Origin of the sequence: Cryobacterium sp. TMT1-2-2, from assembly GCF_004403505.1 — a bacterium.
In the GTDB taxonomy this organism is placed as follows: domain Bacteria; phylum Actinomycetota; class Actinomycetes; order Actinomycetales; family Microbacteriaceae; genus Cryobacterium; species Cryobacterium flavum.
Map to the genome: position 1 here is coordinate 18,504 of NZ_SOGS01000023.1, position 21,716 is coordinate 40,219.

Sequence of the window (21,716 nt, forward strand, 5' to 3'; positions counted from 1 at the left end):
GTGGGGCGAGATTTAGGTGGTGGGCGCAGAACAGCCGGTGGCGGTTGTCTGGGTGACAGCGGAGACAGGGGCGAGGCCGGATGTCTGCGCGGCCGTCCATGTGATGGTCCAGGTCACGTTCCTGGTTTGTTCCGCGTCACCCGGAACGACGGCGGTGTTGCGGTACTCCCACATCCGGCCACCATTCGGGTTGGGCACGTCAAACTCGGCACGGGTGACGACGGCCGTCGCGAGACCGGCAGCGGTCGCATCGACGGCGACCTCCAGTGTGCGGCCAATCAGGCATCCCGCGGTGGTAAGGCCGGTGACGGCGTATTCGACCTGCCAGGCGCGGTCGGAATCCGCTGCCGTCACCGTCGACCAGTCGCTGCACAGGGTGTCGTCGTTGCTGGTGCAGTAGCGCGCTGTGATTCCCGGGTTAGCGCCGAAGACGCTCGAGCCGGCGACCTCGTCGTATCCGTCGAAGTCGACCACGAAATCATTGGGCACTGTGGCCGACGAGGTAGGCGTCGTGAGCAGGTACTTTCCATTGGCCGGCGTCGCCATACCGTAGGTGTACGAGCCGTCGCCCGGAGCGGAGGGCTTCACCCACGTTGTGACGGAGCCCGCGCTGCCCACCGCCTCGCCGTATCCGTTGGAATAGCAGACCGTCACGTAGTACCTGGTGTGCTTGGTAAGGCCACCGATGGTGGAATCCTTCGAGGTGAGATTTCCCGCCGAGGTGATTCCCGCCACGGTGAACGTGCAGACGGCGTCCGGTGTGGTGGATGCCACATACAGAATATGTTCGGTCTCGGCGCTGTAGTTCTTATCGGGATTGGTACCCGAAACCGTGATCGCGGTGTTCTCCGAGGTCAGCGTGCCAGCCGTGATCGAGGGAGCTCCGGCCACGATCACCGTTTGCTTGACCGACAGATCAGTGGGTCCGCTTCCGGCCGGCCGGTCGTACTTACTCAGCGGGGTGACGGTGATGGTCTGCTCGCCGACGGGCAGCGTGCGCGTGAATTCCGTCGTTCCAACACCGGGAACAGCAACGGTTTCTTCCGTGCCGTTGACGCTGTACCGGTTGGTGGACGGATCGTCGTTCTTGATCTTCACGGTCACTACGCCCTGCGCCGTCGTCGTGCGACCGTCGAAGACCGGCTCGGCCGTGAGCTCGCCCATGCCCGGAGTGTCATAAGACCAGGCCGTCACGCTCACCACGGTGCGCGATTCCCCGACCGCATTGAAGGCTTTGGCCTCGTAGTCAGCTTTGTCACCGTTCGCCGACGTCGTGATGTTGCCGCAGTCGCCCGACGTGTCGCACCTCGCCACCGAAGCGCCGTTGCGGTACAGGTTGAAGCCTTCGAGGGCCGGGTAGGCCGCGTTAGCGCCGCCGGGGCTCACCGAGAGAGTCACCGACCGGTCGTCGTAGGCGATTTGGGCCACGGCGTTCGGCGCTTTCGGGTAGCCCTGCAGGTCAACCGTGATCGACCCATTGCGGGTGCCGGCGCTGAGCTTGCCCTGCGCGTCGCGCACCACAAAACTCGCCTCGCAGACACCGCCGGCGGTGTCGCCCGACCAGCTGGCTCGAACATTCTTGGAATTCTCGACCGAGAACGACACCCCAACGCAGGTGCTCGGGGCGGTGACCGAGACCAATTCAAGCGGTGTTCCGCGGTACAAGTTGACCTCGCCGGGGGTGCCGACGACGGCAATCGAGCAGCTCGATCCCGACGACTGGGTGCAGGTCGTCGCGACGGTGCCGCCCTTGGGCAGTTCGCTCGGTGCCGGGCCCACCTTGAGCGCGAGCACCGCCGGAATCGCCTCGCGGTGGCTCGACAGGCTCACGGTGACCGCCGCCTCCCGGCCGGCCACGGCGTTGTCGGCGACAGAGATCGTGAGAATCGAGCCGTCCTGCGTGACGGTGAACTGATCGGAGGAGAACTCGATCGCAAAGGTCAGCGCCGGCACGTCGCCCTTGCCCTGCCACTCGACCATGTGGCTGAGGTCGTAGCGAACGGCGTCGGCTCCCGGGCTCTCGGTCAGCGCGGCCGGGCGCAGTTCCGGCTGGGGGTCGAGCGGCTCGACCACGATGGGTACTACCAGCTGCGTGTAGTCCTCCTGTCCATCGATGCGTGCCGGCACCGTGCAGGAGTCGGTCCAGGGCGCATCGGAACCGGCCGTGTAGGTGACCGTCGTGCCGGAGTCGAAGGTGCAGGCCGCCTTGCCGCGCTCCCCCGACGAACGGATGCCCGTGCGCTGCAGTTCCAGCGTGGTCCCGGCGGGAATCGACACGAGGCTCGTCAGATCAAAACTGACCGAGGCATCTTCCCGCACGTTTTGGTCGACGTTCCCCTTCTTGAGCGCGATGATGATCGCATCCTTGGCCGGAATGCGCAGGAACCCATAGGTGGTCACTAGGGCGCCCTGAAAATTCGGGCCGGTCAGGGCGAACGGCGCGAGTAGTCCCTCGTCGGGGACGTCGCCGCGGATCTTCCAGCCCGACACGTCAAGGCCGGGGTGGTTTCCCCACAGGGTCAGGGTGAGATCGGAGACATCCCCGGAGTTCCAGGACACCTTGTCGGTGACCACGTCGATGCCCTTGGGAAACCCGTCTCGTTCGTCGAGGGTCAGGGTGGTATCGATCACGACCGGGTAATCGGGAACCGAGGTGCGCACCACCTTGACCACGATGAGTCCCTGGCCGACGTCGTCGTTGGCGTTGGTCACCGAGTAGACGAAGGTGAGCAGGCCCGGCTCGTCGCTGGCCGTGAACACCACGCGCGCGTCGGTGACGGAGTCGATGCGCCCAGCCAGCGCGTCGTACTCAGCGGTGCCAGCCGCGGCGTCGGGGGTGACCTGGCTCAGGGTGAGGCTGCCGCCGCCGGGTTCGATGTCGTTGGCGGCGGGAAAAACGACGACCTGGTTGTCGGGCCCGGCCTGCACCTCGACGTAGTCGCTGAAGGTGATCGGGCTCGGATTGGAGCGCTGGTCGAGTACGCCGATGCGCACGAGGGCGACGCCGGTGGTTCCGGCGGTGTCGCGTACGCGGTACTGAAATTCGATGGCGCCGTGATAGTCGCGGGGGCTGGAATAGACGATGGCGTCGCCGGTGGCGTTGAGCGAGGCCGTTCCGCGGGCCGGCTGGGTGAGCACCCGGTCGAGCACGACGGTGTCACCGTCGGGGTCGGTACCGAAGCTATCAAAGGGAATCTCGATGGTCTCGCCCGACAGCACCCGACCGTAGAGGGTGTGCGGCTGGGGCGCCGTGTTCTCGCCGTCGGCGAGCACCTCGACCGAGACCACGGCCGAGTCGATGAGTTCCGGCGAGCCGGCGGTGTAGACGCTGTAGGCCACCTCGTAGCTGCCCGGTTCGTCGGGGGCGAGGTAGCGCAGCTCGGCGCCGGCCGCGAAAGCGAGGCCACGGTCACTGCGGTTCTGCACCGATTCGGCGTTGAGCATCACGATGTTGCCGTCGGGGGCCACATCGTTGGCGAGCACCGGGATGTCGATCTGGGCGCCAACGCGCACCGAGACGCTGTCGTTCATGGCGATCGGCGTCTGCGGAACGGATGCCGGAAGCAGGTAGACGGTGGCCTCACCGCGCACGGTGTACAGCGGGTTTTCGGTGCCGTCCGACACCGTGTAACGCACGGTGCCGAGCTTGCCCGGTCGTTCGTCAGCGGTGGAACCGCGTACGCGCAAAATGTTCTGCCCGACGACATCGACGCTGAGCGAGGCCCCGAAGACGGTTTCGGGAATGGCCTCGCCGAGCAGCAGCACCCGGCCGGCCGGGTTGGAGACGGCGGTGAAGACGTCAACGCTGGTGTCGGCCTTGGGCCGCACGAAAACGGTCACGGGGGAGGTCGTGAGTGCCTGGGCATCCGCTGAAACCACCGAAATGCGCGCGAGCGTGACGACCTCGCTCACGTCGTCGGCGATGGTGAGACTGACGGTGTAGTTACCGACGACGGTCGCGGAAAAGTCGAAGGCAGTACCGTTCGCCGTGATGCTCACGGCCCCGCCCTCGGTGCTCGACGGTGTCGTCGCCGACGTGATGCGGTACAGCCCGGCGGCGCCCGAAATGTACTCGGCGGGGTTCACCGTGAGGCGCTCGTTCACCGCGGCGAGCAGTGCGAACGGTTCAACGGTGAGCCGTGGCGTGGGCGTGACCACGATCGTGAGCACCTTCTCGGTCGAAGCGCCGTGAATGTCCGAGACGCGCACCAGAATCGTGGCCGACTGGGCGGCCTGTTCGGCCGCGTTCGGGTGCTTGTAGACGAGCACGCCGGCCGGCGTCACGCTGACCGAGCCGATAGCGGTGGTGTTCAGAGCGGATGCGACGAAGATCGGATCGCCGTCGGGATCGACCCAGCCGGGCAGCACCGGAATGGTCACGGTGCCGCCGGGCTGTACCTCGGGGCTCGGCCAGTCCTGCAGGCAGCCGTCGGTGCCGCACCAGACCGGGGCAGAATTGATCTCGTCGCCGTGCACGGTGAGGGTGACCGTCGTCGATGCGGAGTCGAGGCCGTCGGCGCGCGATCCGTCGGTGATGGCGTAGTTGAACGTTGCAGAGCCGCGAGCGCCGGGAGCCACCTGCACGGCGAGAGCCTGGTTCTGATCGGTGACGGTGACGGTGCCGAAATCGGGGTCGAGGCCGGTGACCGAGGCGGGCACGACGCTCAGCACGTCGTCGTTGGCGTCGTGGTCGTTGAGCAGTACCGGCAGCGTGACCAGCTGGTCGATGCGCACACCGAAGGCGTCGGGCACGGCAATGGGGGCTTTGGGTTCAACGACCTCTGAAGCTTCCTCCACGTTGTCCTGGCGCTGCGGTTCTTCGGCGGCGGCGAGGGTCCAGTCCTGGGAACTGGCGACCAGGGCGCCGCCCGGAACGGTCCACACCCATCCGCTCCGGGTGTCATTGAGAATCATGAGCGATTCGTTGGCGCGAAAGGCGGGGGCGGCGTCGCCGGTCGGAGTTGCTGCGCCGTAGCTGAGGGCGGATTCGCCGTCGCTCTCGCTGAACAGGGTGCCGCCGACCCCGGAGGCGGGCAGCCAGGCGGCGTAGCGTTCTCCTTTAAAAGGGGTCGGCGCGGCGGGGGCGCCGAGCACGGTTTCATTGTTGCCGACCAGTTCGGTGCGGGCCCCGTCGGCGAGCGCGAAGGAGACCAGGCCGGTCTGGTCGGCGACGAGCACGTCGTCGGCGGTGGTGCTCGGGCGTTGCAGCACGGCCAGTTCGCTGAGGTTGGTCGGGGTCGGAGCGTTCTGCCCGGCCAGCCACAGTTCGTCGCCGACCACGCTGAGCAGCGCCCAGCTGTCGCCGACAACGCTCAGTTGGCTTCCGGGCTCGGCCGGGCCGTCGGTCACGTCGTCACTATTGCTAATCTTGTCGTCGACGATGGAATAGCGCAGCACGCTTGCGGCCTCGCTGGAGTAGCTGTAGAGCACCCCGTCCGGTGTGATCGCGATGGCGTCGGAGCGGTAGACGCGCGGGGTGTCGCCCTCGGCTACCTCGTCGTCGGCGTAGGGATTGACCGCGCGCGGTGCTTCCGCGGCGCCCACGGTTCCGGCGAAGACCGTTCCGGCGCTCGTGAGATAACCGACCCAGGAACCCGACGACACGATGGTTCGGGTGCCGGCCGGCGTGCTGTCGTAGTCGCTGGCGTCGTCACCGAGGTCGATCGGTGCCGCGAGGCTCACGTCGACGACCTTCTCGTTGTTCTGCGCGTAGAGCAGCACGGTGGAATCGGTTTGCACCAGTTCGCTCGGCGCCGGCACGGTTTTCACGGTGTCGAGTTCGCCGAGGTCGGTGTTGACGCGGGCGTACCGGTTGCCGTCGCCGCTCTGCAAAGCCCAGATCGAACTCGCGTTCACCGGCGTCTGCTTCACGTCGAAACCATCGACGACGATCGCCACGGTGGCCAACAGCGCGCCGATCGCGCACACAGCGGCAATGCGGATGACGCCGAGACGAGCCGTTGACAGCACGGGCAGGCGGCGGCGAGTCCGTTTGCCGGCCATCAGAGCAGCCCGGTGATCACGAGCACGCCCACGGTGGCGCCGATCCCGACGATGACAGCGCTGGACAGGAGCAGGCTCAGTGTGAGCGGGGTGAATCGGGTGCGAGCCGTGTCGCTCGAGTCCGGCAGGGTGCCCTCGCGGGTCTGCGAGGCGGGGCGGCGGGTACTGCGCCGCGGGCCGGGGCGCAGGGTGGGAATAGAGACATTCGAGATGATAGCGCCACGCGATTCGTGGTTATCAAAATCCACCGGCGCACCAGCGGATGCCCAGGCCTCGTCGGCGACCTCCAGCGCGGTGAGGGGCAGGCCGAGGTCGCGTTCCACCCGCTGCAGGTCGTAGGCACACTCGAGCATGCTCCCCTGGCGGGCTGCCGGGTCGCGACTCATCATGCGGGCGAGGGCGCTTTCAAAGGAGGCGGAAACATCCGCTCGCCCGATGCTGGTGTATTTGGCGCGGCCAATGCGCTGTTTCAGCTGTACCCGCGACCCATTGGAACCGGCTGGCAGTTCGAACGGCGCCCGTTCGGCCAGAAGCGAATACATCGTGGCACCGAACGACCAGACCTCGGTGGCGATCGTACCGGTGGTGCGTTCGTCGACGATCTCCGGAGCGCTCCACGGCAGCGACATGGCGAACAGCTCGTCGCGGGCACCGCCGGCCAGCGACGCGGCGATGCCGAAGTCACCGAGCACCGGGCCGCCGAAGGTCGTGGTGAGAATATTGGACGGTTTGATGTCGCGGTGCAGCACCTTGGAACGGTGCGCTGTCTCGAGGGCGCAGGCAATTCGCACGGCGATATTGAGCACGGTGGCTACGGGCAGCGGCTGGGTACGCTCCCGGGACGAATAGGAGCCGGGGCAGAATTCCATAACCAGGTAGGGGCGGCCATCGGCCGAGATGCTCGCGTTGTAGACGGTGAGAATGGACGGATGCGAGCTGAGGCGCGCCATGACGTCCGCTTCGGCATTGAAGGAACGCAGTACGTCGGCGTCGACGATGTCCTGCAGCAGCACTTTGACCGCCACGGACCGGCGGGGCATGTTCTGTTCGAACAGAAAAACGTCGGCAAATCCACCGGTGCCGAGGGGGCGCACGTAGGTGTAGCCCGACAAAATGGGCGGAGCAGAAGGAAGTCGCCTGCCCATCGCTCCCCCGACCTGCATTGTTTCTGTCTTGCATCTTTGTCTTCACTCGCAAAGACGCAGCTGGTCTCAGATCCAATCTTAACGGCGACACTCGACCCCGCCACACACTGGGGCAAATGGTACACCCCCAAAATGGGGGTGCCTAGCTAAGTAGTCGTGCGCGTCACTGGGAATAGACGGTCTTGGCAAGTGACCTGCCGCGGATATCTCTGACAGTGGGCCCTCTTAAAATGAGGGATCACTGAAAGTAGAGATCAGCATGACCGCCGCGCGGAGAAAATTTACCCAGGAGTTCAAGGACGAGCTGTGTCGCGAGGTGATCAATACCGCGAAGCCGATCAAGGACGTCGCCACCGCATATGGCGTCGGCCCGGAGACGCTCCGGAACTGGCTTAACAAATACCGTGAGGTCAACGGCGGCACCGAAGCCGACCTGACGGTCTCGGAGCGGGCCCGTTTGAAGGAACTCGAGCGGGAAGTTCACGAGCTGCGGGCGGAGACCGCTTTCTTGAAAAAAGCCAGCGCTTACTTCGCGCGGGAGCAGCGGTAGTGAGCAAGTACGAGTACATCGACTCCCAAAGATCTGAGCTCACCAACCAGAATTCGGTGGTGAAAATGTGCCTCTGGCTGGCCGTCTCCACGTCCGGGTTTCACCACTGGGCGATCCGTCCGCAGTCCGCGACCGCGGCTCGCCGAGAGGCCCTGCTCGCCCGGATTCAACACTTCTTCGAGGAGTCCGACGGCACGTACGGGTACCGCCGAATCCACGCCGATCTCGCCGCGGAGCAGACCGAGTGCTCGCCCGAGCTGGTGCGGCAACTCATGCGCCAGATCGGCCTCGTGGCCTGCCAACCACGGCCCTTCCGCATCACGACCGAAGCCGATGCGAAGGCGGCCGCGAGCATGCCCGACCTCGTTAAGCGCGACTTCACCGCCGACCGTCCCGGAGTGAAGTTCGTCGGCGATATTACCTACATCCACACTTGGCAGGGGTTCATCTATCTGGCCACCGTCATCGACTGCTATTCGAAGAAGGTCGTCGGCTGGTCCATCGCCGATCACATGCGCACCGAGCTCGTCGCCGACGCCCTCCGCAACGCTGCTGCAACGCTGCTGCAACGACCCTGATCGAGCCTCACGCGATCTGGCACTCCGACCGCGGCAGCGTTTACACGTCGGCTCACTTTCGGGCTCTCGTGACCGGCCTGGGGATGCGCTCCCCCATGGGCCGCACCGGCGTGTGCTGGGACTGTGACACGATCAGCTCATCAGGCTTGGTCGCGGCTTGACCCGTGTTGGGATTGACCGCCGCTCAACCGTGGCGTGTCCTTGTGTTGATCTGTCGACCTCGGCCCAGTCTGGAGCAGGGTTCCGCCTGCTAAGCCATGTCCCAATAGGGGCCTTGCCCGGGTGTTCCCTGCCCGTGTGTATCGTCACAGTCCTGACTGACTTTCTTCGCGGAACCGCCTTCGATAGAACAGCGAATGAAAGGCCAACTCAATGCCCGCCCCCGTTTTAAAGCGCCCTCGCAAACCTCATGGGGTATTCCACGGCGAAGGAGTAATCCTCGGCGTCGATACGCATAAAGATGTTCACGTCGGAGCCGTCCTCACGATGGCTGGGGTGCTTCTGGCAACCCACAGTTTCGCAACCACCAGTGCCGGCTATCAGGCTCTCTTGTTGTGGGCTTACCGTTTCGGTGAGGTGAGCGCGGCGGGAATCGAGTGCACCGGCTCATACGGTTCAGCGTTGATGAAATACCTCCACACACAACATGTGCTGGTCTTCGAGGTCAACCAACCCGATCGTGCGTTACGGCGAAAAGCGGGGAAAACAGACGCAGTCGATGCCGAAGCTGCCGGACGAGCAGTGCTCGCGGGTCGCTCGTTATCGACCCCGAAGGACGGTATCGGAGGAAGCGAGAACCTTCGCCAGATGCGGTTAGTGAAGTCCTCAGCGGTGAAAGCACGCACGACCGCGATCAACCAACTCAAAGGACTCGTCGTCGGCGCTGAACCCGGTCTGCGAGACGAGCTACGAGGGCTGACCACGAAGGCTCTCACCCGGGCTTGTGCGGTCATGCTGCCCACCAGTGTCGAGCGGATGCTGATGGCGGAACTTGCCCACCGGATCAGCTCCCTCACCGACGAACTCACCCGTCTGAAAACAGTCATGACGCAGACAGTCACGGCCTGCGTGCCAGAACTCCTCCAACGATCCGGTATCGGCTACGACAGTGCTGCAGCGCTGATCATCGCTGTCGGTGACAACCCCGAACGGATGACGAACGAGGCATCCTTCGCGGCTCTGTGCGGGGTGAGCCCGGTCGAGTTCTCATCCGGGCAAACAACGAAACGTCGACTCAACCGGGGCGGCAACCGACAAGCCAACGCCGCCCTCTATCGCATCGTGCTCACCCGACTTCGATGGGACCCACGCACCCAGGAATACCTGAAAAACCGTACCGAGAAAGGCAAAAGCAAACGAGATGTCATCCGCTGCCTGAAATGCTACATCGCCCGCGAAATATTCACCATCATCAAAACTATCCGTGACCAGCCCAAACATCTAACACGGGCCGATTTGACACCATAGGGGCATCAACAGCATGGCTGAATCGTTCTTCTCGATGCTCAAAAACGAGCGCGTCTACCGGACCATTTACGCGACCAAAACCCAAGCCCGCAGCGACATCATCCGCTATATCGAGGGGTTCTACAACAGCCGACGCCGGCACTCAGCGCTCGGCTACCGACGCCCCAACGAAGTCCACTATGGTTATCAACAACCAGCCCTGGCAGCGTAGAAGAAACCACTAATTCCGCTGTCCGAAATCCCCGCAGCAGCCCAGTCGGTGGCTGCCTAGATACTGTGACGGACAAGCGAAAAGACCGGACTGAGCAAAGGAGCACACAATGACGACGTACCCTTCAGCGAAGAATCAGGACCCGACTCTCTACTGCTCTTATTTCGGTGGTCCGCGAGACGGACTCAAGTCCGGTGACCTTCCGACTATCCTCTCGGGCAAGAAATTGACAGGAATGGTCTCGAAAACGCCATTGAGTCAGCCTCACCAGTTCAGCCTCTACGCCGTATACGTGTGCACCATCGAGGCGCAGATCAACGGCTTCTGGGAATTCCACTACCGGGGGATGGAAGGACCCGATGGAGAGAAACTCATCGCGGCCACGCCTGACCCCGTCACGACGCAGGTGGACTCGGCTACAGGCCTGGGGGAGCGTGGACGAAGCGGACTCGTCAAGCTCCATGCTGCCCCAGCAACGTGGGAGAGCAAAGCCCGAGGTCTGATGCTCGGACTCGCTTTGGGCGACGCAATGGGCTCAGATACGACTCGGTTTCGCTAAGCTCTCGCTATGGCCTTCGGTGATCGCGGACGTTACAAGTCGCTGGCAACAGCGATCTATCAGTTGCTCCCGGATTTCAACCCGACTATCGAAGCGTTTCCGAACGCTGGAACCGTGGCGGGATTTCCGAAGGAGGCAGTCGTCTTTCACCCGACGAGCAACACCTCACAGTTAGTTTGGATCGAAGCGGGAACGTGGAAGTGGAAGCTCGTCGTAGAGAACCATGATGGGAGTTCCACGGTTACCGATGACCCAGGGGATGGGCCACGTTCAGGTGATTTGCCCGCACGCTGGGCGCTGGGCGGAACTCGACGCTATTTCAAGGGCTGGCTTGCCGATGATCAACCAGCCGAAGACGAGCGAGCCAAAGAGTATCGTGCCTCCCTCTCCCGAGTTCACGTCGAAGACATGCTTTTGCGAGTTGAACGGCTCCTTCTTACCTAGTTCCTAAGCCCTGCCTGATTCCCACTCTCGCATTAGGGCAACTTGGGGTGACTTGTGAATTCGTCGAATATCCGACGCTAAGGGCGTGGGGCCCGGGGCGTCCGATAAGGATCGTTCGCACGGCAGTCCTAGCGCGCTGCATGTCACGCCAGGTGGAAGGAAGTTACCGAGACGGATTCTGAAGCTACGCGGCAGCGACTAGCGCAGAAATAGACCGTCTCAGGTGTCCACGCGCCGCGCGCGATACCTGCGGACGGTGGAAATGCTGGAAACACCGTTTCGGAGAAGCCCCTCCCCGAGCGGCCCGGTTATGACTGGGTCTGCTCCCCTGCGTCGATGGAGACCTCGGCGATCCGCTTGATCGCGGCGAGGGTTTTTGGGATGCCGTCGAGGGCTTGCTGGGTGCGGTCGGTGATTTGAGCGTGGGCGTCTTCGCCGTACTTCTCCTTGAACATGGCGATCCCGTCCGGTAGGAACTCCCACGACTCGGTGAGCATCGTTCCGGTCTTCGCGGCGGTGAAGCTGAAGCCCCAGCGGGCGAAGCTGCCGCCGACCACCCAGGCGAATTCGCGACCGTGCTCTGCTGTCACCACCTCAGACCGGGTTTCCCAGGTCCGGTGTGGGAGCTCGTTGTGTCCAGTGAACCAGGCACCGACCCGACCGGCCTCGGCTTCGTCGTCCCACCAGCATGACGTACAGACCGGGCTCCACTGGCCGGTGCGGGTGATGTCGGAGAGTAGGTCGTAGAGAAACGCGGCCGACGCCTCGATGAGGATGGACTCCTGGTGGCTGACGGTGCTCGTCTCATTCATGCATTTACCCTAGCGGAAGGGGTCATTTCTTCTGCCGTCGGCTGCCGCCGTGCCAGTCCTCCTGCTTTCCGACCGTGTCCGCGTCGACTCCGAACGCGGCCAGCTGTGGCCGTTCGCGCAGGCTGCGCTTGAGCTCGGCAAAACCTGGGAAGCGGGCCAGAGCGACTACGTGGTCCCACAATTCGGCTGCCGAGTCCTCGTGTGGTAGCCGGCTGATCACCGGTCCGAAGAAGGCCACACCGGTGGGTGGCTCGAAGTGGATGATGGGCGTGCCCACGTCTTTTCCCGTCAGGGAGAGTGCCTCGTCTGTCTCCTGCTGGATCTCGATGTCCCATGATTCGTCGTCGAGAGCTTCCGCCAGCTCGAGCGGTAGGCCCGCGTCGGCGAGGATCGGCTCCGCGAACTCACGCGTTCCGCGGAGCTCACGCAGGTCGACCTCGGTCCGATGGTTGTCCGGGTCGGGGGGGGGGCGAAGATGTGGGTCCCGAAGGCGGCGTACAGCGGCGCCATCGCTTCGCGGCCGTGCTCCGCTCGCGCGCGGGCGGCTACTCGCAGGAGTCGGAGTCCGGAGGTGTGGCCAGTTACGTACTCGGGAGGGAAGTGTGCGTAACATTCCCGAATTCACGACAACAGAGAAGATGCTAGGTAATGAACAGGACGGTTGCCGCGCTTACGGCGACCACGACGAGAATTGTTCGGAGAACGTTCGCCGGTAGACTCCTGCCGATTCGTGCACCGAGCCATCCGCCCGTGGCGGAGCCGACACCGACCAGAATCGCAATCTTCCAATCCACCGTTCCGCTCGAGATGAAGATCACGGCGGATACCACGTTGGCAATACCCGCAAGCACGTTCTTGGCACCGTTCGCCTTATGCATGTCAGTCGACCAGAGAATGCCCAAGAGCGCCAGCAGCACCACACCCTGCGCGGCGCCAAAATATCCGCCATATACCCCGGTGCCCAGAATGCCGAGGACGAGCCCGAACGTCACCGGGCGGGTATCCGCGACGATCCCTGTGGACTTGCGCCTCACGAATCGGGCGACCCGAGGTTGAATTGCGGAAAGTAGAGCGGCGAGTAACAGCAAATACGGGACCACCATGGAAAACGTGGCCGCCGGAAGTACGAGCAGGAGCATCCCGCCGACCAATCCGCCGATCGCAGAAAATACGGCCATCACGCCAACGCTGCGCCACTGCCCGCTGAGCTCTCGACGATATCCATACGTACCGGTGATTGCGGCGGGCACGAGACCCACAGTGTTTGACACGTTGGCGGTGAGTGGTGGGATTCCGAGCGCAAGCAGGGTGGGAAACGTAATCAAGGTGCCAGCACCCGCTACGACGTTGATGATGCCGGCCACAATGCCGGCCACCAAAATGATCGTTCCGTCAAGAATACTCATTCAGTTCTCGTTCCTTCGATCCTGCGGGATCGACTCATGCTGGCTTCGCCACGGATAGCTTTGCCCAACTTCACAAATCAGGCGTCAGGCACACCCCAAAGAGAAGGAGAGCTTGTATTTGACCGGGTCGCTTGTTGCTTCGCGATGTGGGCGAGAACCGACTCGACATGCACTGCGGCGGCCTGATAAGCGCCTTCGGAGTCACGAGCTGCGATCGCCTTGACGATCTGTTGGTGTTCGGCGATCGATGACCGTTGTCGCGCGATGGTAAGAAGGGCATTACCACGGCTTGGCTCAATAATTTCATTCACCCGATCCAACAGGCGTAGCAACAAGGGGTTTTGGGCGGCCAGGGCGATCGATCGGTGGAAAACTCGATCGAGCGCGCCATACTCGCCGGGCGTCAACTCCAGCGTCATCTCCGAAATCAGCCCATGCAAATTGGCGATATCCGTTATCGATGCCCGAGTGGCGGCCCTCGACGCGATGGGCGGCTCGATGCACGCGCGGACGTCCATGATGTCGTCCAAGCCGGACGGCGCAATATCGAGGCCGGAAGCGAGAACATTACCGTGCGGGGTGGCTCCCGGGTCCGTAATGATGGTGCCGATACCGGGCTGTCGGCGGACCATACGCCGAACCTCCAAAGCACGCAAGGCGTCTCGCAGAGACGAGCGAGATACACCGAGAATTGCTGCCAACTCGCGTTCAGGGGGGAGTTTTGAGCCCGACGCCAATTCGCGGGACAGGATCAGGCGTTCGATGCGAACAACCAGTCCATCCGGGGTTGAGAGTCGTCCACTCCAACTTTGATTCATCTTTTACGCTCTCTGGTCCGACCAACGGGTGTGCGGTATTGACATTACAGGATTCTCGCGCCTAGCTTGGTCCTACCAAGACATTTGCAATCTCAGGAGAACCTATGAAAGCTTTAACCAAGATTGTTCCAATTCTCGTTGTCGCCGGCCTAGCGCTAACGGCGTGCGACAGCACTGTCAACGCAGAAGTAGACGCCAGCAGCACGACGATTGAAGCTCCCCGCACGATAACCGAGGGCGCTCTGACCTTCTGCACTCCTTTCGAGAGCCCGCCGAATAATTTCTATGACGAGAACCATGTCGAAACGGGAGCGGAGGTCGACCTCGCCCGCGTGCTCGCGGCAAAGATGGGCCTGGCACCCACCTTCCGGGAAACCAAGTTCGCCGCAATCATCCCCACGCTTCAGGCGCAACAGTGCGACGTGATCATGGCTTCTCTCTATATCAAGCCCGAACGCGAAAAGGTTGTCGATTTCGTTCCCTACATGCTCTCCGGACAGGCCGTGGCCGTCAAGGTCGGCAATCCCAACCAGATCACGGGCATGGACGACTCCCTGTGCGGAATGAAAATCGGCGTCAAGGTCGGAACCACCGCTGCGTTCAAGAGCGAAGAGCAGGCCGCGGACTGCGCGAGCAAAGGTTTGGGCGAGCTCACATTGATGTCCCTCGACAATCAAACCATCGGCCTTCAGCAGGTGACTGCGGGACAGCTAGATGCGTACAGCGACACCAGCGCCCTCGTCCTCTACTACCAGACGAAGGATCCGGACGCTTTCGAAATCGCAGGTGAGCCCTACGGCAAGATCACGGTTGGAGCCGCAGTGAATAAGGGCAGCACCGAGCTCCAAAATGCATTGATCACCGCCCTGGACGAAGTTCGACAGGAGGGTACTTACGACGCAATCCTCGCAGACTGGAACGTTGATTCCCTCGCCCTCGACTGAATCTCACGATCACCTATTTCGGAGGATTAATGGATACCGGCCTCATTTTTGATTGGGCGTTTTTTTGGCGCCACCTGCTCACGCCTACCGACGCATTTCTCGATGGCTTATGGCGAACAATTTATATATCGGTTGCAGCCATGGCCCTGGCACTGGTCGTCGGCGTCGGTATCGCCCTCATGGGCAGATCAAAAATCGCCTTGTTCCGCGGCTTCGCTGGCGTCTATATCTGGCTCATCCGCGGTACACCGCTGTTGGTACAGCTGGTCCTCATCTACAGCGGATTGGCTGCGATCGGTGTTTATCGTTTTCAAGACATCTTTATTTTCGGGTTCGTGTTCCAAGGGGTCATCCAGGCAGCCATCATTACCCTGACGATTCACGAGGGTGCTTATATCTCCGAAATTGTCCGCTCGGGAATTGAGGCCGTCGACCGCGGTCAACTTGAGGCGGCGGAAGCGCTGGGATTGACTCCAGCTCGCGGCATGCGGCAAATCGTCATCCCGCAGGCACTGCGAACAATGGTTCCACCACTCGGCAATATTTTCAACGGACTGATGAAGACGACTTCGATACTGAGCATCATCGGCGTCAGCGAGATGTTCCTCGTCGCACAAGGCATCAGTTCGACGACGTTTAAGACGTTTGAGATTTTCCTGGTCGCGGCCGTCTATTACCTTGCCCTCACCACAATTTGGACATTCATCCAGCGCGCCATCGAGATCAAGCTGAATGACCAAATCGGAATCATCAGGGCGAAATCGATGATGCAAAGATTCATCGATCGACGTTCAATCAAAGAATTGGTTAGGAGTCCAGATGGCAACCATTAACGACACGACCCAGAACTCGATAGCTGACGTGCGGACACCGATGGTACAAATTCAAAATATATGTCGGGTCTTGGGCGGAGTCCAGGTTCTCAAGAACATCAACTTGACGGTTGCCCAGGGTGAGGTGGTCGTTCTGGTCGGGCCCTCCGGTGCTGGAAAGACCACCCTGCTTCGCACCATCAACCACCTCGAGGAAATTGACTCGGGCTGCATCCTCGTGAACGGTGAAATGGTGGGGTACCGAGGCGGCCATCGCGGGACGCAGAAGAGGGATACGGCGAAGGGAATCGCCAGAAAACGCCAGGACATCGGCTTCGTTTTCCAGCACTTCAACCTTTTCCCCCATATGAGCGTGCTCGACAATATTTGCCACGCACCCATGAATGTGCTGGGAAAGTCAAAAAAGGAGGCCGTCACGACCGCCGAGCGACTGCTGGAACGGGTCGGTCTGCTCAACAAGGCACTGGCGAAACCGCGCAATCTCTCCGGCGGCCAGCAGCAGCGAGTCGCCATAGCTCGGGCACTGGCCATGGATCCGACCGTCATGCTCTTTGATGAACCGACCAGCGCTCTCGATCCCGAAATGATCGGCGAGGTCCTGGACGTCATGAAAAAACTCGCCGCGGACAACATGACGATGGTCGTGGTTTCGCACGAAATGGGATTCACCCGGGAGGTCGCGGATCGAGTAGTAATCATGGACGACGGGCGAATCATTGAAGAAGGCCATCCAACACAGGTCTTCCAGACCCCGAACCATCCGCGAACCGTCGAATTCCTGTCGAAAATTCTCTAGGAGCTATCGCAGGAACGTGATTCGCCACATAGAAAAGGCTATCTCAATGACCATGATTTCAACTCCTACTTCGGAATCCTCGGTGACCGCCAGATCCGGTGCCATCGCAACATCTCACTCCCTCGCGACTGCAGCCGGTGAAGCCGCGTATGCGGCCGGAGGAAACGCTATTGACGCCGCTTTGGCGGCCGCAGCGGCTTTGGCCGTCGTGTACCCCCATAACACCGCACTTGGTGGTGACCTAGTCGCTCTCGTACGCACTCCGGAGGGCCGGGTCCATTGTGTGAACGCGACTGGTGTCGCGGCGCAAAACGTCGACATCACCGAGCTGCGGAAGAGACACGGCGGCCAGTTGCCACAACGCGGCGTCGATACCATCACGGTTCCGGGAACCATATCCGGATGGAAAGAAATCAGCAGGCTCGGCGCGGAATTGCCATGGGCCGAACAATTCAACCTCTCAATTCAGTACGCGGCCGAGGGTGTACCCGTTTCCCATTCCCTGGCTGAGGCCCTGATCAACGGACGTGATCTCATCGCGCGGGATCCGGGAATAAATTCCATTTTTCTCAGCGACGGACAGCCACTTGGTGAGGGCGCTCTCCTGCAGCAACCCGCCCTGGCACGGACACTCAGCACACTGGCAAAGGGCGGGCCGGACGAGTTCTACCGTGGCGAAATCGGCCGAACCCTGGTAGACGGACTCTCACGTTTGGGATCAGCGTTGACGTTTGATGATTTCGCTGACTATCAAGCTGAGGTCTGCGAACCGATCAGCCTGGAATACCGGGGACACCGGGTCCACACCAGTCCGCCCAATACCCAAGGATTCATCCTCCTCAGGGTCCTGAAGATGCTCGATGAACTCGGTATTCAAGATCCCCTGGGGCGCGACGCTGATTCGCTGGGCAGGCTCTTCTTCGACGGGAACCGGTTCCGCGAGGAACTCCTGGCAGATCCGCGCTTCACAGCCCTTGACCTGGACCAGCTACTTCAGGGAGCCTCCTTAGGGGGAGAAGGAACAGGCAATATTCAGATCCCTACCGGCGACACCGTCGGAATCGCCGCCGCAGACTCCGACGGACTCGCCGTATCTCTCATCCAGAGCATTTACTTCAGTTTCGGCTCGGGCATCTTGGAACCGACAACGGGAATCCTCATGCAGAACCGTGGCATGTCCTTTTCCTTGGACGCAGACTCTCCAAACATCTTGGCGCCCGGGAAACGCCCCAGTCACACTTTGATGCCGGTGTTGGTCACACAGGGCGAGCACCTTCGCTGGGCCAATGCGACGATGGGCGGCAAGGGCCAACCGCAGATCCATACTCAGGCAATCCTGCGGCTACTGGCTGGAGCCACCCCCGAGGATACGGTCTCCAGTGCTCGTTGGATCGTAGGTCCGCACGTTCCAACGGACGGTCCTGAGACCGTATACGTAGAAACCGACACGGCGCCCGAAGCTAAAGAAGCCATCTTGAAGACTGGGTTCGCCGTCCACGAAATTCCTCCCCTGACGGATTGGATGGGCCATCTGCAGATCGTCGCGGCCCAGCCGGATGGAATTTTCACTGCCGCAAGCGATCCACGGTCTGACGGTTCCGCCTTCGTCGTCCCAAGAGCTTAATCCTTTGATTCCCCGGGGAGAACCAATCACCACCTCCGGCGAGGTACGCGACGGTCTGGCCGGCGCTGGCGGCGCGGTGCGCCATTTCGTTTTGGTTCTGTTCCCAGAGTTCGGGCGTGGTTTAGTGAGGGTCGCGCTGTCCGGGGTATGCCACTGGTGGTCCTGGTTTCGGCGCAAGGGACGTCTTGCTAACCGAAGCGGCCAGGGCTGTGGGTTTGCCCGCGGCCCTGCGCACGACGCTGGTGCCGTGGCGTAAATCTTTGCCCGGTGCGATCCGGGCAAAACCACAGAGAAAGCTAGGACGCGAGCTGCTCACGCTTCGGGAGCTTCCATCCGGGACGCACATAGTGGCAGGTGTAGCCGTTTGGGAGCTTCTCGAGGTAGTCCTGGTGCTCCTCCTCGGCCTCCCAAAAGTCGCCAGCCGGGGTCACCTCGGTGACAACTTTGCCGGGCCAGAGGCCGGAGGCGTCGACATCGGCGATCGTGTCTTCCGCGACGCGCTTCTGTTCGTCATTCGTGTAGAAGATCGCCGATCGGTAGCTGTTGCCGACGTCGTTGCCCTGACGGTTCTTCGTCGACGGGTCATGGATTTGGAAGAAGAACTCCAGCACGTCACGGTAGGCGATCTGGTCGGGATCGAACACGATCTCGACCGATTCCGCATGGCCTTTGTGGTGACGGTAGGTCGGGTTCGCCACCTCGCCGCCGGAATATCCGACTCGGCTCGAGATCACTCCTGGGCGCTTACGCAACAACTGCTGCGCTCCCCAAAAGCATCCGCCGGCCAAGATCGCTGTTTCTGTCGTTGTGGTCATCGTGCGGACTCCTTCGTAGTCATTGGGCTGCTCGAACCGCAAATTGCTTGCGGTCGGAGCGAGCCACGTCACGTAGAACAGGCCTCCACTGCCAAATGTTCCCTGCACCCACTGTGTCGACAGGAGCCGTTGCTGACGAAGGGTCTGTCTTTTAAATGGTGTTTCGTGCCAGACACACTGAGCGTGAGTTCGGCGGGGAGGGTGCCGTCATGACGACACTGGATGATGTGACGATGAAGACTCGAATGGGGCCGACAGCGGAGCCTGTCGCAGTGATTGGATGGGTGCACTGAGCCCGTGAACTGGGCCCGAGTTGAGAGGGTCCGGAAGACCTGCTCGAACCAAGGCGAGGGTGTCAGATGGCCTGTGTAAGGCGTTGCGGATCGACTGCTCGAAGGAGTGATACTCATGGTCATGACGAATCGAAACGAGTTGCGCAAGGCACCGCGGTCCCCGTCTCAGCTGCAGACGGCGAAGGCGATCGATGACCTCCGCGAGAGCGGCGCGTTGGATTCGCTGTTCTCGAAGATCGATGCCGGCCAAATCCAGCTCACGGGCGAGGACGGGTTCGTGCCCGGCCTGATCGAAGCGGCCCTCGAACGCGGGTTGCAGATCGAGCTGACCGAGCACCTCCGCTACGAGAAGGGCGACCCAGAAGCCCGGTTCTATCCGAATTCTCGTAATGGTTCCACGCCCAAAGTGGGCGACGCTGAGGTCGGTGCACTCGATTTGGACATTCCCCGGGGACCGTGGCGGGAGCTTCATCCCGCGCCTGGTGCCGGGGTCTGAGTAGCACCGGAACGAAACGTGCGCTAAGGGTTGTTGGGTTGCAGGCGGGAGAAGCATGCCCAGCGACACGGCGCTAAATTAGGGTCGATAACTCGTGCCGAGAATCAATACCGGTAAGCCATGTATGTCAACTTTTTTAGTACAGCCCTTCCAGAATCCCGGGCCGCCATTGGGTTCGTCGGCCTTATCGTACGATCTGGGTCCATTACCACTCCCAACCCCAATATGCCTCCGCTCAGATCACCGCGTTCGCTGCCGAGAATGGCATCACACGCTCGATGGGATTGACCGGTATTTGCTGGGATTGTGAGACGATCAACCCATCAGGCCAGGTCGCGGCTTGACCCGTGTTGGGATTGACAGCCGGCCTCATCGCCGGCGTGTCCTTGCGTTGATCTGTCGGCCGCGACCGGGTCTGGTGCCTGAATTTCACCTGGCCCAGCCATGTCCCAATAGGGGCCTTTCCGTGGGCGTTCGCTGCCTGCGTGGATCGTCACAGTCCTGACTGACTTCCTCTCGTGGAATTGCTCGTCAACACCCCACGAAAGGCAGCCATGAGCTCATCTGTTCTGAAGCACCCGCGAAAGTCGCGACCAGCGCTCCACGGCGAAGGGGTGATCCTTGGCGTAGACACACACAAGGATGTCCACGTCGCGGCGATCCTGACGATCACGGGAGTTCTTCTAGCGACTCACAGCTTCCCGACTACACGCGATGGCTATGCGGCGACTTTGGAGTGGGCCCACCGGTTCGGGGACGGGAACGCGGCCGGTATCGAATGCACCGGCTCGTACGGTTTTCGCGCTGATGAAGTACCTCCAAACCCAGAACGTGACAGTGTTCGAGGTAAATCAACCAGACCGAGCACTGCGGCGCAAAGCCGGAAAAACAGATGCCGTTGACGCTTAAGCCGCGGCCCGGGCAGTCCTCGCCGGCCGGTCCTTGGCGACGCCGAAAACAGGTATCGGTGCCGCCGAAGACCTACGCCACATGCGGTTGGTGAAATCGTCAGCAGTGAAGGCACGAACGACTGCGATCAACCAGCTCACAGGCCTCGTTGTCGGAGCGGAGCCAGCACTGCGCGATCAGCTCCGTGGACTCAGCACCAAAGCCCTCAGCCGGGCCTGCGCCCTGCTGCTGCCCAGCACCGTCGAACGAATGCTCATGAGTGAACTTGCCACCCGCATCCACCACCTCACCGAGCAACTCAGCCGCCTGGAAACGGCCATGACACGAACGGTGACAGCCTGCGCGCCCGAGCTCCTAGACCGCCCCGGTGTCGGCTACGACAGCGCCGCTGCGCTACTCATCGCCGTCGGCGACAATCCCGAAAGAATGAAGAATGAAGAACGAAGCCGCATTCGCAGCGCTCTGCGGCGTCAGCCCGGTCGAGTTCTCGTCAGGGAAAACGACGAAGCGGCGCCTCAATCGCGGTGGGAACCGCCAAGCCAACGCAGCCCTGTATCGAATCGTGCTGACGAGACTTCGATGGGATGAAACCACCCAGAAGTACCTGCAGCACCGCACCGAACAAGGGAAAAGCAAGCGAGACGTCATCCGCTGCCTCAAACGATACCTCGCACGCGAAATCTTCACCATCCTGAAAACCATTCCCGACCAGCCCAAAACCTCGCGCAGCATGAATTGACAACATAGGGGCATCAACAGCATGGCCGAAAGTTTCTTCTCAATGCTCAAGAACGAGCGCGTCTATCGCACTACCTATGCCACGAAATCACAAGCTCGCAGCGACGTCATCCGCTATATCGAAGGGTTTTACAACAGCCGCCGCCCGCACTCCGCACTCGGATATCGCCGGCCCAATGAAGTCCACTATGGTTATCAACAGCCAGCACTGGCAGCGTAGAAAAATCCACTAATTCCGCTGTCCGAAATACCCGCAGCAGGTCAGGGAACAACCC

At 61.7% G+C, this 21,716-nt stretch carries 16 protein-coding genes and 4 pseudogenes; 13 read left to right on the forward strand and 7 right to left on the reverse strand.

Translation table 11 applies throughout. From position 1 onward, the window contains the following. Positions 1–12 precede the first annotated feature (12 nt). On the reverse strand, positions 13–6,003 hold the full coding sequence (locus E3T35_RS13055; protein ID WP_134379479.1) for an Ig-like domain-containing protein: 5,991 nt from the start codon (positions 6,001–6,003) through the stop codon (positions 13–15). Further along, the gene (locus E3T35_RS13060; RefSeq protein ID WP_134379481.1) at positions 6,003–7,148 is read right to left on the reverse strand and encodes a serine/threonine-protein kinase; all 1,146 of its coding nucleotides are present in this window, start codon (positions 7,146–7,148) and stop codon (positions 6,003–6,005) included. Before E3T35_RS13060 ends, E3T35_RS13055 begins: the two co-directional genes overlap by 1 nt. A 259-nt stretch (positions 7,149–7,407) precedes the next feature. Here E3T35_RS13060 and E3T35_RS13065 point away from each other — a divergent pair. From E3T35_RS13065 to E3T35_RS13085, 5 genes and pseudogenes are all read left to right on the forward strand, one after another. Continuing rightward, positions 7,408–8,398, forward strand: a pseudogene (locus E3T35_RS13065) (IS3 family transposase); the annotation flags it as partial. Positions 8,399–8,648: 250 nt separating this feature from the next. Next, entirely contained in the window at positions 8,649–9,743 is a 1,095-nt protein-coding gene (locus tag E3T35_RS13070) for an IS110 family transposase (protein ID WP_134345474.1), read from the forward strand. Positions 9,744–9,750: 7 nt separating this feature from the next. Beyond that, positions 9,751–9,954, forward strand: a pseudogene (locus tag E3T35_RS13075) (integrase core domain-containing protein); the annotation flags it as partial. A gap of 109 nt (positions 9,955–10,063) precedes the next feature. Then, positions 10,064–10,513, forward strand: a complete 450-nt coding sequence (locus tag E3T35_RS13080; protein ID WP_134345475.1) for a hypothetical protein — start codon at positions 10,064–10,066, stop codon at positions 10,511–10,513. Between the two features lie 9 nt (positions 10,514–10,522). Then, positions 10,523–10,957, forward strand: coding sequence for a hypothetical protein (locus E3T35_RS13085; protein ID WP_134345476.1), 435 nt, complete (start codon positions 10,523–10,525; stop codon positions 10,955–10,957). A 308-nt stretch (positions 10,958–11,265) separates the two neighbouring features. Here E3T35_RS13085 and E3T35_RS13090 read toward each other — a convergent pair whose 3' ends face one another. From E3T35_RS13090 to E3T35_RS13105, 4 genes are all read right to left on the reverse strand, one after another. Next, positions 11,266–11,769 carry an SRPBCC family protein gene (locus E3T35_RS13090; RefSeq protein ID WP_134345477.1) on the reverse strand — a complete coding sequence of 168 codons (504 nt, stop codon included), beginning with the start codon at positions 11,767–11,769 and terminating at the stop codon, positions 11,266–11,268. Between the two features lie 22 nt (positions 11,770–11,791). Further along, on the reverse strand, positions 11,792–12,046 hold the full coding sequence (locus E3T35_RS19585) for a hypothetical protein (protein WP_198421029.1): 255 nt from the start codon (positions 12,044–12,046) through the stop codon (positions 11,792–11,794). A 364-nt stretch (positions 12,047–12,410) separates the two neighbouring features. Next, the gene (locus tag E3T35_RS13100; protein ID WP_134345478.1) at positions 12,411–13,175 is read right to left on the reverse strand and encodes a sulfite exporter TauE/SafE family protein; all 765 of its coding nucleotides are present in this window, start codon (positions 13,173–13,175) and stop codon (positions 12,411–12,413) included. A 77-nt stretch (positions 13,176–13,252) separates the two neighbouring features. Further along, entirely contained in the window at positions 13,253–13,993 is a 741-nt protein-coding gene (locus E3T35_RS13105; RefSeq protein ID WP_134345479.1) for a FadR/GntR family transcriptional regulator, read from the reverse strand. A 104-nt stretch (positions 13,994–14,097) separates the two neighbouring features. On the opposite strand from E3T35_RS13105, the gene E3T35_RS13110 reads away from it, so the two are divergent. From E3T35_RS13110 to E3T35_RS13125, 4 genes are read left to right on the forward strand one after another with little or no spacing between them, the layout of a single operon-like run. Further along, positions 14,098–14,937 carry an ABC transporter substrate-binding protein gene (locus E3T35_RS13110; RefSeq protein WP_134345480.1) on the forward strand — a complete coding sequence of 280 codons (840 nt, stop codon included), beginning with the start codon at positions 14,098–14,100 and terminating at the stop codon, positions 14,935–14,937. Positions 14,938–14,966: 29 nt separating this feature from the next. Further along, positions 14,967–15,770, forward strand: coding sequence for an amino acid ABC transporter permease (locus E3T35_RS13115; RefSeq protein WP_134345481.1), 804 nt, complete (start codon positions 14,967–14,969; stop codon positions 15,768–15,770). Continuing rightward, on the forward strand, positions 15,757–16,566 hold the full coding sequence (locus E3T35_RS13120; RefSeq protein ID WP_304998664.1) for an amino acid ABC transporter ATP-binding protein: 810 nt from the start codon (positions 15,757–15,759) through the stop codon (positions 16,564–16,566). The genes E3T35_RS13115 and E3T35_RS13120 overlap by 14 nt, the downstream gene beginning before the upstream one ends. A gap of 46 nt (positions 16,567–16,612) precedes the next feature. Continuing rightward, a complete protein-coding gene (locus E3T35_RS13125; RefSeq protein WP_241988849.1) occupies positions 16,613–18,190 on the forward strand; it encodes a gamma-glutamyltransferase family protein in 1,578 nt (525 codons plus the stop codon). 296 nt (positions 18,191–18,486) lie between these two features. Here the strand turns inward: E3T35_RS13125 and msrA are convergent, their stop codons facing one another. Next, a complete protein-coding gene (msrA, locus tag E3T35_RS13130) occupies positions 18,487–19,005 on the reverse strand; it encodes a peptide-methionine (S)-S-oxide reductase MsrA (protein WP_134379483.1) in 519 nt (172 codons plus the stop codon). Between the two features lie 462 nt (positions 19,006–19,467). Between msrA and E3T35_RS13135 the strand changes: the two are divergent. The 4 genes and pseudogenes from E3T35_RS13135 to E3T35_RS13145 all read left to right on the forward strand — a co-directional run. After that, positions 19,468–19,786, forward strand: a pseudogene (locus E3T35_RS13135) (transposase); the annotation flags it as partial. Positions 19,787–20,348: 562 nt separating this feature from the next. Next, positions 20,349–20,696: a transposase gene (locus E3T35_RS20235; protein ID WP_370449337.1), complete on the forward strand. Its 348-nt coding sequence runs from the start codon at positions 20,349–20,351 to the stop codon at positions 20,694–20,696. 440 nt (positions 20,697–21,136) lie between these two features. Then, the gene (locus E3T35_RS19590; RefSeq protein WP_198421030.1) at positions 21,137–21,442 is read left to right on the forward strand and encodes a transposase; all 306 of its coding nucleotides are present in this window, start codon (positions 21,137–21,139) and stop codon (positions 21,440–21,442) included. 15 nt (positions 21,443–21,457) lie between these two features. Then, positions 21,458–21,661 (forward strand): annotated as a pseudogene (locus E3T35_RS13145) (integrase core domain-containing protein); the annotation flags it as partial. Positions 21,662–21,716: the final 55 nt, after the last annotated feature.